This window comes from Kocuria sp. CCUG 69068 (assembly GCF_020833785.1).
Classification (GTDB): Bacteria; Actinomycetota; Actinomycetes; order Actinomycetales; family Micrococcaceae; genus Kocuria; species Kocuria rosea.
Genome location: NZ_PDDL01000031.1, coordinates 24107 through 35787, shown reverse-complemented (window position 1 = coordinate 35787; position 11681 = coordinate 24107). Strand labels below are relative to the sequence as shown.

The following is an 11681-nucleotide window of genomic DNA, read 5'->3' as shown; positions in this document are numbered from 1 at the left end:
CGCCGGCCGGCCGGCGTCCGGTCCTCGCCGTCCTCGCCGCCGCGGGGCGGCGCGAACGGCGGCTCGTGCTCGAGCCACGGTCCCAGCACACAGCCGACCGCCGCCCCGACGGCCACCTCGGCGCCGCACAGCAGCAGCACGGCGGGACCGTCCGGTCCCACGTCCGTGAGCCGCCCGAGCCCCAGCGAGCCGTGCGCGAGCCAGCTCAGGAGCATCACCAGCACGCCGGCGACGGCGCCCACGAAGACCCCGGTCAGCAGCGTCGAGAGCGGGTACGTGATCCAGCGCGCGGGCAGCCGCAGCGCCATCCAGTCGTCCAGGTGGTTCTCCCCCTCGCGCAGGAACCACCAGCCGGCGAGGACGCCGGCCAGGACCGGCAGCACGACCACCACGAGCGCCCAGGCCGGGAGCTCGGCGGGCGGCAGCGCGGCGAGCGCCGGGAGCAGCGGCACGGGCCCGGCCTCGGTGCCCAGCGGAGAGGCGTGCGTGCCGGAGCCGAGCTCGAAGCCCGCGCCCGTGGCCCAGGCCAGGGCGTAGACCGCGAGGTTGGGCAGGTAGCCGAGCTGGAGTCCCGTCAGCGCGGTGTCCCCCGGCACGCCGGTGCCCAGCCGCTGGTAGACGCCCACCACGTCGTTCCAGTTCCAGAACAGGGCGGCGGCCAGCAGGGCGGCCCCGGCCCCGACCCCGGCCACGGCCGCGACGAAGCCGGCGCGCAGCACCGCCCACACGTAGGACCCGGCCCAGCGGGAGTACTGGCTCGTGCGCTCGACCCACGCGGCGGCGTTGACGCCGATCAGTCCCGGCAGCGACCGGGAGGCCCGGTACGCGCCCACGAAGCCGCCCAGGGCCACGGGGACGAGCGGGAAGACGGCGGCCGCGGCCGGGCTCGCCGAGACCTCCCCTCCGCTGAAGAGCAGCGCGGCGGCGGCGCCGAACGCGGAGTAGGCGGCCAGTCCGCTGAGGTACGGCTGCCAGAACTGGCCCTCCCAGCAGGCGCGGGCCAGCCGTCTCCCGGCGTGCCAGGAGAGGGCGAACGGCACCAGGGTGAGCCCGAGCGGGACGAGGTTGAGCGTCCCGGTGGTCGCGGGCAGCCCTGCGCCCGGGTCCAGGGCCACCTGGAGCGGGGTGAGGTGGGCGAGCAGCCACACGTGACCGGAGAGCACGAACCCGCCGGTCAGGCCGAGGGTGTCGAAGCCGTCGGCGAGCCACACCATGAGGACGGTCAGCAGGACCAGCAGGTAGGACACCACGGCCACGGAGCCGAGTTCCAGCACGCCCTGCAGCCACAGCGGCATGGGCACACCCCGGCGGTCCGGGCGTGCAGCGGGGGAGGACAGGCCTTGGGAGTTCATCACCGACCATCCTCCCACGCCCGGGCGGCACCCCGGCCGAGGCTTCACGGCGCCTTCACCGGCGGGCCACGCCCCGCTCGCCGTCCGGTCGCCCGGCCCCGGCAGGCTCGGGAGCATGAGAGTCGCCGTGGTCGCCGAGCAGTTCCTCCCCCACCTCAACGGAGTCACCCACTCGGTGCTGCGGGTCGTCGAGCAGCTGGTCGCCGGCGGGCACGACGTCGTGGTCGTGGCGCCCTCCTACGAACCCGCGCCGCTCGGGCGCCCGGCGGAGCAGGTCGTCGAGGACCTCGACGGGGTGCCGGTGCACCGGCTGCCCGCCGTTCCGCTCACCGGCTACCCCGCCGTGCGGGTGGCCGGCGGGACCGTGGCCCGGGTGCGGCGGCAGCTGGAGCGCTTCCGGCCTGACGTGGTCCACGTGGCCTCCCCGTTCGTGCTGGGCCGCCGGGCGATCCTGGCGGCCCAGCAGCTCGGGGTGCCGTGCGTGGCGGTCTACCAGACCGACGTGCCCGGCTACGCGGCCAAGTACGGGGCCCCGTTCCTCGAGCAGCTCCTGTGGGGGCACGTGCGCTCCATGCACAACCTCGCCACGCTCACGCTCGCGCCGTCCACCGCGGCGGTCCGGCAGCTCACCGAGCACGGCGTCCAGGACGTGCACCTGTGGCGGCGCGGGGTGGACACCACCCGCTTCTCCCCCCGGCACCGCGACGAGCGGTGGCGGGAGGAGGTCGGCGGCGGCCGGCGGATCGTCGGCTACGTGGGCCGGATCGCCCCGGAGAAGCAGGTCGAGGACCTCTCCGCGGTCGCGGACCTGCCCGGCACCCGCCTGGTGGTCGTGGGCTCGGGCCCGGAGGAGGACGCCCTGCGCCGCCGGCTCCCGCAGGCCCACTTCACCGGGCGCCGCAGCGGTGCCGACCTGGCGCGCATCATGGCGTCCTTCGACGTGTTCGTCCACCCCGGCGAGTTCGAGACGTTCTGCCAGACGATCCAGGAGGCCATGGCCTCGGGGGTGCCGGTGGTCGCGACCGGCCGGGGCGGTCCCCTCGACCTCGTGGACCGGTCCCGCACCGGCTGGCTCTATCCCCCGGGCGACCTCGGGGCGCTGCGCGGGTACGTGGCGGATCTCCTGGGCGACGAGGCGAAGCGGGCCGCGTTCGGCGTCGCGGCGCACGCGGCGGTCCAGGGCCGGACGTGGGACGTGCTGGTCGGGCAGCTGCTCGAGCACTACGAGCGCGCCGTGGCGCTCTCGGCGCAGGGGCAGGGGCGCAGCCGCCGGCACCGCCGGGCCGTCTGAGGGCTACCGGCGGGCGGGGGACGCGTCCAGCACGGGCGCCCCGGTGCCGGCGTACCGCCCCGGCTCCGCGGTCAGCACGGTCAGCCCGTGGACCAGGGCCGTGGCCGCGGTGAGCCCGGCGAGCGGATCGGCCGCCCCCGTCGCGGCCAGCGCTCCCCACGCCCGGGCCACGGCGGCGTCCGCGGGGAGGACCCGGCCCGGGAAGCGCAGCTCGAGCTGCTCCGCCCACAGCGTCTCGTCGGGCCGCTCGGCGAGCAGCTCCCCGAGCACCGTGGCGGGCAGGAACAGCCGCCGGTGTCCGTGCCGGCGCAGGACCTCGGCCAGCTCGGGGCAGCGCTCCGGGGTGCGCACCCCCAGCAGCACGGAACGGTCCAGGAGGAGGTCCACGGCGGCGGGCCTCAGGCCGCGGCGGCGAGCTCCCCGCGGGCCGGAGCCAGCAGGAAGTCCACGAACTCGGTGCGGACCTGCACCACGCGGGCGTAGTCCTCGACGCTCATGGCGGAGACGCTGATCGCCGGGACGCTCGGCGCGGGGTCGCGGCGGGTCCCGTCCCCGGTGGCCGGGACGGCGTGGGAGGGCTGGGGGAACGCGCCCGTGCGGGCGGCGGAGTTGCGGGGGTCGGACATGACCGGGATCCTTCGTGCGCTCTTGCTCGCACCGGGTACCGCTGCTGCGGCGATGCGAGCCGCTTCGTCATCCGAACCACCCGTGAACATGGGGTTGGTGCCCGGTCAAGTCGGAGCTTGCCGACCGGGTCTCTTGAAGCTCTCCCCATTGAACCACATCGGCCGAACCGTGTCCGCGTGCGGCGACCCGGCCGGATCCGGTGCCCCCTCCTGTGCACAGGCCTTCCCCGGGGTGTCACCGCCCGGACATCTCGACGACACATCGTTGCGCTGGAATGGGTCCCGTAGTACCGGGGACGGCGCAGGCGACGGCCCCGCGCATTACGTTTCAGTGACACAACTCACGACTCGCTTGTCGAGGTGTCGGTGCCGCGGGGTAGCCTGAACCTGCTTCTCGAGATGCGGCGTCCACGCCCTCGGCCGGAGATCGACGATCCCCGGCGGAACCGTGGAGGGGCTCCGACCCGCTGCGCGCCAACCCGATGTTCCCGGGTGGATCGGATGACGAAGCGGCGGGCAACGCCATCGGATGCCTGCAAGAACGTCAGGAGAAAACATGACCATGTCCGAAGAAAGAACAGCCATCACCACCGACCAGCGCGAGGAGTGGATCGACGTGACCGTCACCGCCCTCCCCGATCTCCACCTCGTCCGTCTCACGTCGACCGACGGGGACGTGCAGGAGTACCTGAGCCCCGAGGCCGACGACCTGGCCGCCGCGGCGGAGCACACGGAGGGTACGGCGCAATGGTGCGCCAAGTACCGCCAGCTCCTCGTTCCCGGAGCCCTCGCGGCGACCGGACGGCACCCGTTCTTCAAGCTCCACCCCTCGTCCCTCCCGCTGTCGGCATAGCCGGCGGACAGGAGCGCACGGAGGCCGCAGCCCGTCGGGCTGCGGCCTCCGTCGTGCGGGAGGACGGTGACGTCCGGAGCGCCGGTGGGACCCGCGGGGTGCTCACTCGAGGCCGTAGTCCCCCGCCGAGCCCCAGCCGCCGCCGGCCTCGTCGGCGGAGCCGTCGAATCCCCACTCGGAGGCCTCGACCTCGAACGGCACGGAGACGTCCAGCTCGGCGTCGGAGACCCGGTTCACCACGAAGGGGTCCTCCGGCTCCTCCGCGGCGGGGAGCGGATCGGGAACGGTCACGGCGCTTCCTCCCGGTGCTGCTCGGCGGGTACGACGACAGAACCGCCGCCGGGCGCAGCCCGACGACGGTTCTGGAGGATCAACGGGCCGGAGCCCGCGGAAGATCCTTAGGAGATGACGTTGATGTTCGCAGCCTGGGGGCCCTTGGGGCCGTCCTGGGTCTCGAACTCGACGCGGTCGTTCTCGTTCAGCGAGCGGAAGCCGTTCGAGTTGATCGCGGAGAAGTGGGCGAAGACGTCCTTGGAGCCGTCCTCGGGGGTGATGAAGCCGAAGCCCTTGTCAGCGTTGAACCACTTGACGATACCGGTAGTCATGGGAGACCTGATCCTTCATGAGATGAACGTTTCCCGACGTTCGAGAAACAAAACAGTTGTGATGCATGGAAAACGTCTTCTCAGAAAAACTGCTGCACCCGAGTGGGCCGAACTGCTTGAAAGACAAAAACGAACCTCAACAACTGCGGACTACTCTACACGAGATCCGGCGCCGCACCACCCGGGACGGGGCGCCGGACCCGGCCCGGCACCGGGGACCGCTCAGACCGGCGGGGCGCCGAGCTCGATGAGGAGCACTCCGCCGGCGATGAGGGCCACCCCGGCCGCCGTCACCCAGGTGAACGGCTCGCGGAACAGGACCCGGCCGGCCAGTGCCGTCAGCGCCACGCCGGAGGCCGACCAGATGCCGTAGGCGACGCCCAGCGCCATGCCCTCGGCCAGGACGAGGCTCAGGCAGGTGAACGCCACCAGGTAGCCGACGGCCACGGCGGCGTACCAGCGGCGGCGGCCCCGGGCGGCCATCCGCAGGGACAGGGTTCCGGCGACCTCGGTGAGGATCGAGACACTGAGGAAGAGCCAGGCCATCAGGCCGCCTCCTCGGTCTCGGGGGCGGGGCGGCGGGAGCCGAGCTCCACGCAGAGCACGCCGGCCACGACCAGCACGATCCCGGCCAGCACGGCCGGGCTCAGCCGCTCACCGTAGACCACGGCCGCCGCCAGAGCGGTGAGCATCACCCCGAGGGCGGCCCACACGCCGTAGGCGACCCCCACCGGCATGCCGCGGCGCAGCACGGCCGCCAGGAGGGTGAACGCGGCGAGGTAGCCGGCGACGACGAGCGCGTACCAGGCGGGCTCGTCCAGAGCCGCCTTCAGCGACAGTGTGGCCGCCACCTCGGCGAGCACGGCGGCGAGCAGCAGCAGCCGGCGCAGCACGGCTCAGCCCTCCAGGAGCTCGTCGGCGACCGCCCTGACCCGGGCCCGTTCCTGCGGGTCGGGGGCGAAGACGCCCGCGGCGTCGGCGAACCACACGCCGTCGGCGAGCAGCCGCACGGCCAGCAGCCGGCTCCGGCGCTCGGCGGGCAGGTCCGCGGGCAGGTGCACCCACGGCTCCACCCGCGCGACCCAGCGCTCCTTGAGCGTGGCGCGCAGCCGCTGGTCGGTGAGCATCACGAGGTCGGTCTCGTCGACCTCCCCGGACAGGCACCAGTCGAGGTAGGCGCGCAGCCGTTCCGCCGCGGGCACCTGCTCCGGGGGGCCGGGCAGGCGGCGGGCCATCTGCGCGTCCCAGCCGTCCATCACCCGGTCCACCAGGGCGAGCATCAGCGCCTCCTTGGTGGGGAAGTGGTACATCACCCCGGGCTTGGTCAGACCCGCCTGCCGCGCGGCCGACGCCAGGGAGACCGTGCCGCCGCCCCGGATCAGCTCGAGGGCGCCGTCGAGGATGCGCTCGCGGGAGGAGGTGCTCATGAGAAAGAACTTTACCAACCGGAAGGGTGGTGACACGATGTTGAGCATCCCCGGGGCGCGGGTTTCGGCCGCCGCACCGGTCCGCGGGCACGACGACGTCCCGCCCCTGCCCGGTCCGCGCTGGACCCGGCAGGTGCTCCCCGACCCGGATCACCACTTCCAGGAGGACTCGTCCCATGACTTCCGCCCTGCACCAGTCACCGCCCGAGAGCGGCACCCCACCCGCCGGGCGCTCCCGGCCGGCCGTGAACCGGACGGTCTTCGCCGGCTCGGGCATCACCATCGTCCTGTTCTCCCTGTGGGCGATCCTCGCCCCCGACCAGGCCTCCGCGGTGATCAGCGCCGTGGTCGGCTGGATCGCGACCAACATGGGCTGGTTCTACGTCCTCACCGCCACGGTGGTGACGGTCTTCGTCCTGGTCGTGGCGTTCTCCCGCGAGGGGACCATCAAGATGGGCCCCGACCACTCGAAGCCGCAGTACAACCTGTTCACCTGGACCGCGATGCTCTTCGCCGCCGGCATCGGCATCGACCTGCTGTTCTTCTCCGTGGCCGAGCCCGTCACCCAGTACTACGGCCCGCCCGCCGGGGAGGGCGGGACGGCCGAGGCCACCCGCATGGCCGTGGTGTGGACGCTGTTCCACTACGGCGTCACGGGCTGGGCGATGTACGCGCTGATGGGCATGGCCTTCGGCTACTTCGCCTACCGGTGGAACATGCCCCTGAGCATCCGTTCGGCCCTCTACCCGCTGATCGGCAAGCGGGTGCAGGGGCGCACGGGGGACGTCGTGGACATCGCGGCGCTGCTCGGCACGATCTTCGGCGTGGCCACCTCGCTGGGCATCGGCGTGGTGCAGCTCAACTACGGCCTCTACCTGCTCTTCGGGATCGAGGAGGGGACCGCGGCGCAGATCGGGCTGATCGTCGTGGCCGTGGTGATGGCCACCGCCTCGTGCGTCTCGGGCGTGGACAAGGGCATCCGCAGGCTCTCCGAGCTCAACGTGCTCATGGCCGTGGCGCTGATCGTCTGGGTGCTCGTGGCCGGCCGGACCTCGTTCCTGCTCGACGCCACGGTGCAGAACCTCGGCGACTACGTCTCCTCGCTGCCGGGGATGACCATGGAGACGTTCGCCTACACCGGTGCGGCGGAGTGGATGGCGGGGTGGACCCTCTTCTTCTGGGCCTGGTGGATCGCCTGGGCGCCGTTCGTCGGCCTGTTCCTGGCGCGGATCTCCCGGGGCCGCACCCTGCGCGAGTTCGTGATCGCGACCCTGACCGTGCCGTTCCTGTTCATCCTCATCCTGGTCTCGGTCTTCGGCAACAGCGCCCTGGCGATCGTCACGGGCGGCGACGACGCCTTCGGCCAGGCCGCCATGAACACCCCCGAGCGGGCGTTCTACTCGCTGCTCGAGCAGTACCCGGGCGCGCCGGTGCTCATCGCGCTCGCCTCGCTGGCCGGGCTGCTGTTCTACGTCACGAGCGCCGACTCGGGCGCGCTCGTGATGTCGACGTTCACCTCGACGATCCAGGACCCCACCCAGGACGGGCCCAAGTGGCTGCGCATCTTCTGGGCCGCCGCCACCGGGCTGCTGACCCTGGCGATGCTGCTGGTGGGCGGGGTGCCGACCCTGCAGGCCGCCACGCTGATCATCGGCCTGCCCTTCTCGATCGTGATGTACCTGGTCATGATCGGGTTCTGGAAGGCCCTGCGCGCCGAGCGCTCCCAGCGCGAGGGGCGCAGCTCCACCCGCCGCTCCGCGGCCGCGTCCCGCATCCCCGGCCCGGACAGCCACTGGCGCCGGCGGCTCTCCCGGACCGGCTCGTTCCCGGGCCCGAAGGCCGTGCGCCGCTACGAGGACGAGGCGCTCGTCCCCGCCCTCGCGGAGGTCGTCGAGGAGTTCCGGGCCCAGGGCCTCGACGCCGAGCTCACCAGCTCGGTGGTCGGCTACCAGGACCTGTCCGAGCACACGCTGACCGTGCGGATGGGCGAGGACCGGGACTTCTGCTACCAGATCTATCCGGTGGCCACACCCGTGCCGGCCTTCGGCGGGTTCCGCACCAACCCGGACTCCGACCTGTACTACCGCCTGGAGGTCTTCAACGAGACCGGCTCCCAGGGCACGGACGTCATGGACTGGAGCCACGAGCAGGTCATCAACGACGTCCTCGACAGCTGGGAGGCGCACCTGGCCTTCCTGAGCATCCACGACGGGCCGTCCGTCATCCAGGACGGCGAGCAGGGCCACCCCGACTGGTCCACCGACATCCACGACGTGCCGACGGGGCAGATCCCCGCGGCGAAGGAGGCACACCCGTGAGCAGCACCTTGTTCATCGACGGCCAGTGGCAGGCCGCCGCCGAGGGCGGCACCCGCACCATCGTCTGCCCCGCCGACGGCGCCGAGGTCGGCACCGTCGCCGAGGCGACCGCGCAGGACACCGAGCGCGCGATCGCCGCGGCCCGCCGCGCCTTCGACGACGGCCGCTGGTCGTCCGTGCCTGCCCCGGAGCGCGGGGACCTGCTGCTGCGGGTCGCGGCCCGGCTGCGCGAGCGCAAGGACGAGTTCGCCCGCGCCGAGTCCCTCGACACCGGCAAGCGGCTGGTCGAGTCCGAGATCGACATGGACGACATCGCCGCGTGCTTCACGTACTTCGGCAAGGCCGCCGCGGAGCAGGCCGGGCGCGTCGTCGACGCCGGGGACCCCACCGTGGTCTCGAAGGTCGTCACCGAGCCCGTGGGCGTGTGCGGGATGATCACGCCCTGGAACTACCCGCTGCTCCAGGCCGCGTGGAAGATCGCCCCGGCGATCGCCGCCGGGTGCACCTTCGTGCTCAAGCCCGCCGAGCTCACCCCGCACACGGCGATCCTGATGATGCAGGTCCTCCAGGAGGTCGGCCTGCCCGACGGCGTGGCCAACCTCGTGCTGGGCGCCGGCGCCGAGGCGGGCGCGCCGCTGTCCTCCTCCCCCGACGTGGACCTCGTCTCCTTCACCGGCGGCGTGCTGACCGGCCGGCGGATCGCGGCCGCCGCCGCGCCCACCGTGAAGAAGGTCGCCCTGGAGCTCGGCGGCAAGAACCCCAACGTGGTCTTCGCGGACGCCGACTTCGACGCCGCCGTGGACAACGCCCTCAACGCCGCGTTCGTGCACTCCGGGCAGGTCTGCTCGGCCGGGGCTCGCCTGGTGGTCGAGGAGCCGATCGCCGAGCGCTTCGTCGACGAGCTCGTCCGCCGGGCCGAGCGGATCCGCCTCGGCGGCCCCTTCGACGAGCAGGCCGAGACCGGCCCCCTCATCTCGGCGGCCCAGCGCGAGAAGGTGCACGCGTACGTGGAGCGCGCCCGCGAGCAGGGGGCGCGCGTCCGCACCGGCGGCGAGCACTCCACCGGGACGTCCGCCGACGGGTCGCTGGACCTCGGACAGGGCTTCTTCTACCCGCCCACCGTGATCGACCGCTGCACCCGCGAGATGGACTGCGTGCACGACGAGGCCTTCGGCCCCACCGTCACGGTCGAGACCTTCCGCACCGAGGACGAGGCCGTCGAGATCGGCAACGACACGATCTACGGCCTCGCCGGGGCCGTGTGGACCGCGGACGCCGGCCGCGCCCACCGCGTGGCGGGCCGGCTGCGCCACGGCACGATCTGGATCAACGACTTCCACCCCTACCTGCCGCAGGCGGAGTGGGGCGGGATGAAGCAGTCGGGCGTCGGGCGCGAGCTCGGCCCCACCGGCCTGGGCGAGTACCAGGAGCTCAAGCACGTCTACCAGAACACGGCCCCCGCCGTGACCGGCTGGTTCGCCGCACCCTGACCCGTGCCCGCCCGGCGTCGTCGTCGCCCGCACGACGACGACGCCGGCGCGCCCCTAGAACTGCCACGCCCCGAAAACTTCCCGAGACCTTCCCAAGGAGAGACATGACCACGCCCAGCACCACCCCAGCGCCCGAGACCCCGCAGGAGTTCGACTACCTGGTGGTCGGCGGCGGCTCCGCCGGCGCCGTCGTCGCCGCCCGCCTGTCCGAGGACCCGTCCGTGAGCGTCGGGCTGATCGAGGCCGGACCGCACGACCGGGGCATCGACGAGGTGCTGACCCTCAGCCGGTGGATGGAGCTGCTGGAGTCCGGCTACGACTGGGACTACCCCGTCGAGGAGCAGGAGAACGGCAACTCGCACATGCGCATGGCCCGCGCCAAGGTGCTGGGCGGCTGCTCGTCGCACAACTCGTGCATCGCGTTCTGGGCCCCGGCCGAGGACCTGGACGAGTGGGAGGAGGTCCACGGCGCCGAGGGCTGGAACGCCGAGACCGCCTTCCGGCTCTACCAGAAGCTCGAGACCAACGACGACGAGGGCGCCCACCACGGCCACGACGGGCCCGTGCGCCTGATGCAGATCCCGGACGACGACCCGTGCGGCGTCGCCCTGCTCGAGGCCTGCGAGCAGGCGGGGATCCCGCGCACCACCTTCAACACCGGCAAGACCGTGGTCAACGGCGCGAACTTCTTCCAGGTCAACCGCCGCGCCGACGGCACCCGGGCGTCCTCGTCCGTGTCCTACCTGCACCCGGCCGCCGACCGGGACAACCTCACGGTCCTGCACTCGACCCAGGCCAAGCGCGTGGTCGTCGAGGACGGCCGGGCGACCGGCGTCGAGGTGGTCGACAACGCCTTCGGCACCTCCCGGACCGTGCGCGCCCGCCGCGAGGTGGTCGTCTCCGCCGGCGCCATCGACACCCCCAAGCTGCTGATGCTCTCCGGGATCGGACCCGCCGAGCACCTGCGCGAGGTCGGCGTGGACGTGCTCGTGGACGCCCCCGGCGTCGGCGAGCACCTGCAGGACCACCCCGAGGGCGTGCTCCAGTGGGAGGCCCGCCGGCCCATGGTCACCGAGTCCACCCAGTGGTGGGAGGCCGGGATCTTCACCCAGGTGGACCCGGACACCGACCGGCCGGACCTGATGATGCACTACGGCTCGGTCAACTTCGACCTGCACACCTACCGGCAGGGCTACCCCACCTCGGACAACGCCTTCTGCCTCACCCCGAACGTCACCCACGCGCGCTCCCGCGGCACGGTGCGGCTGCGCTCGCGGGACTTCCGGGACAAGCCCCGGGTCGACCCCCGCTACTTCACCGACCCCGAGGGCTACGACCTGCGCATCATGACCGCCGGGATCCGCAGGGCCCGGGAGATCGTCGCCCAGTCGGCGCTGGCCGAGTGGGCCGGTGCGGAGCTGTTCCCGGGCCCGGACGTGCAGACCGACGAGGAGATCGCCGACTACGTCCGGCGCACCCACAACACCGTCTACCACCCGGCCGGGTCCTGCCGGATGGGACCGGCCGACGACCCGATGTCCCCGCTCGACCCGCAGCTGCGGGTCAAGGGGGTGGCGGGCCTGCGCGTGGCCGACGCCTCGGTGATGCCGGAGCTGACCACGGTGAACCCCAACATCACCGTCTACATGATCGGGGAGCGCGCGGCGGAGCTGATCGCCGCGGACGCCTGAGCGCGTCCCGCGCAGCACCCCCGCCGCC

The 11681-nt window shown here is 72.9% G+C and carries 13 protein-coding genes and 1 riboswitch; of the genes, 5 read left to right on the top strand and 8 right to left on the bottom strand.

Annotated features, from left to right (window positions below):
• The coding region (locus CRM73_RS08320; RefSeq protein ID WP_229587352.1) for a DUF6350 family protein at positions 1–1352 on the bottom strand (1352 nt) is incomplete at its 3' end.
• A 115-nt stretch (positions 1353–1467) separates the two neighbouring features.
• On the opposite strand from CRM73_RS08320, the gene CRM73_RS08315 reads away from it, so the two are divergent.
• The gene (locus CRM73_RS08315) at positions 1468–2643 is read left to right on the top strand and encodes a glycosyltransferase family 1 protein (protein WP_161976658.1); all 1176 of its coding nucleotides are present in this window, start codon (positions 1468–1470) and stop codon (positions 2641–2643) included.
• Between the two features lie 3 nt (positions 2644–2646).
• Here the strand turns inward: CRM73_RS08315 and CRM73_RS08310 are convergent, their stop codons facing one another.
• Positions 2647–3030, bottom strand: a complete 384-nt coding sequence (locus CRM73_RS08310) for a PIN domain-containing protein (protein WP_017832159.1) — start codon at positions 3028–3030, stop codon at positions 2647–2649.
• A gap of 11 nt (positions 3031–3041) precedes the next feature.
• The gene (locus tag CRM73_RS08305; protein WP_035926979.1) at positions 3042–3269 is read right to left on the bottom strand and encodes a hypothetical protein; all 228 of its coding nucleotides are present in this window, start codon (positions 3267–3269) and stop codon (positions 3042–3044) included.
• Between the two features lie 13 nt (positions 3270–3282).
• Positions 3283–3408, bottom strand: a riboswitch (SAM riboswitch).
• 417 nt (positions 3409–3825) lie between these two features.
• On the opposite strand from CRM73_RS08305, the gene CRM73_RS08300 reads away from it, so the two are divergent.
• Positions 3826–4122, top strand: a complete 297-nt coding sequence (locus tag CRM73_RS08300; RefSeq protein WP_017832157.1) for a hypothetical protein — start codon at positions 3826–3828, stop codon at positions 4120–4122.
• A 102-nt stretch (positions 4123–4224) separates the two neighbouring features.
• On the opposite strand, the gene CRM73_RS08295 is transcribed toward CRM73_RS08300, so the two are convergent.
• The 5 genes from CRM73_RS08295 to CRM73_RS08275 form a co-directional block, all read right to left on the bottom strand.
• Complete coding sequence (locus tag CRM73_RS08295) at positions 4225–4413, bottom strand: hypothetical protein (protein WP_017832156.1); 189 nt, start codon at positions 4411–4413, stop codon at positions 4225–4227.
• Positions 4414–4520: 107 nt separating this feature from the next.
• The gene (locus CRM73_RS08290; protein WP_017832155.1) at positions 4521–4727 is read right to left on the bottom strand and encodes a cold-shock protein; all 207 of its coding nucleotides are present in this window, start codon (positions 4725–4727) and stop codon (positions 4521–4523) included.
• A 222-nt stretch (positions 4728–4949) separates the two neighbouring features.
• A complete protein-coding gene (locus CRM73_RS08285; RefSeq protein WP_017832154.1) occupies positions 4950–5273 on the bottom strand; it encodes a multidrug efflux SMR transporter in 324 nt (107 codons plus the stop codon).
• The gene (locus CRM73_RS08280; protein ID WP_017832153.1) at positions 5273–5620 is read right to left on the bottom strand and encodes a multidrug efflux SMR transporter; all 348 of its coding nucleotides are present in this window, start codon (positions 5618–5620) and stop codon (positions 5273–5275) included. Before CRM73_RS08280 ends, CRM73_RS08285 begins: the two co-directional genes overlap by 1 nt.
• 3 nt (positions 5621–5623) lie before the next feature.
• Positions 5624–6154 carry a TetR/AcrR family transcriptional regulator gene (locus CRM73_RS08275; protein WP_035926976.1) on the bottom strand — a complete coding sequence of 177 codons (531 nt, stop codon included), beginning with the start codon at positions 6152–6154 and terminating at the stop codon, positions 5624–5626.
• A 176-nt stretch (positions 6155–6330) separates the two neighbouring features.
• Between CRM73_RS08275 and betT the strand changes: the two genes are divergently transcribed.
• From betT to CRM73_RS08260, 3 genes are all read left to right on the top strand, one after another.
• On the top strand, positions 6331–8472 hold the full coding sequence (gene betT, locus CRM73_RS08270) for a choline BCCT transporter BetT (protein ID WP_017832151.1): 2142 nt from the start codon (positions 6331–6333) through the stop codon (positions 8470–8472).
• On the top strand, positions 8469–9962 hold the full coding sequence (locus CRM73_RS08265; RefSeq protein WP_017832150.1) for an aldehyde dehydrogenase family protein: 1494 nt from the start codon (positions 8469–8471) through the stop codon (positions 9960–9962). Before betT ends, CRM73_RS08265 begins: the two co-directional genes overlap by 4 nt.
• Before the next feature lie 104 nt (positions 9963–10066).
• Positions 10067–11653 (top strand): GMC family oxidoreductase, encoded by a 1587-nt coding sequence (locus tag CRM73_RS08260; RefSeq protein WP_229587351.1) that lies wholly within the window; start codon positions 10067–10069, stop codon positions 11651–11653.
• Positions 11654–11681 lie beyond the last annotated feature (28 nt).

Coding starts and splice junctions, on each gene's coding strand:
- CRM73_RS08290 (WP_017832155.1), bottom strand. CDS start 4,727: ATGACTACCGGTATCGTCAAGTGGTTCAACGCTGACAAGGGCTTCGGC.
- CRM73_RS08285 (WP_017832154.1), bottom strand. CDS start 5,273: ATGGCCTGGCTCTTCCTCAGTGTCTCGATCCTCACCGAGGTCGCCGGA.
- CRM73_RS08305 (WP_035926979.1), bottom strand. CDS start 3,269: ATGTCCGACCCCCGCAACTCCGCCGCCCGCACGGGCGCGTTCCCCCAG.
- CRM73_RS08300 (WP_017832157.1), top strand. CDS start 3,826: ATGACCATGTCCGAAGAAAGAACAGCCATCACCACCGACCAGCGCGAG.
- betT (WP_017832151.1), top strand. CDS start 6,331: ATGACTTCCGCCCTGCACCAGTCACCGCCCGAGAGCGGCACCCCACCC.
- CRM73_RS08275 (WP_035926976.1), bottom strand. CDS start 6,154: ATGAGCACCTCCTCCCGCGAGCGCATCCTCGACGGCGCCCTCGAGCTG.
- CRM73_RS08260 (WP_229587351.1), top strand. CDS start 10,067: ATGACCACGCCCAGCACCACCCCAGCGCCCGAGACCCCGCAGGAGTTC.
- CRM73_RS08315 (WP_161976658.1), top strand. CDS start 1,468: ATGAGAGTCGCCGTGGTCGCCGAGCAGTTCCTCCCCCACCTCAACGGA.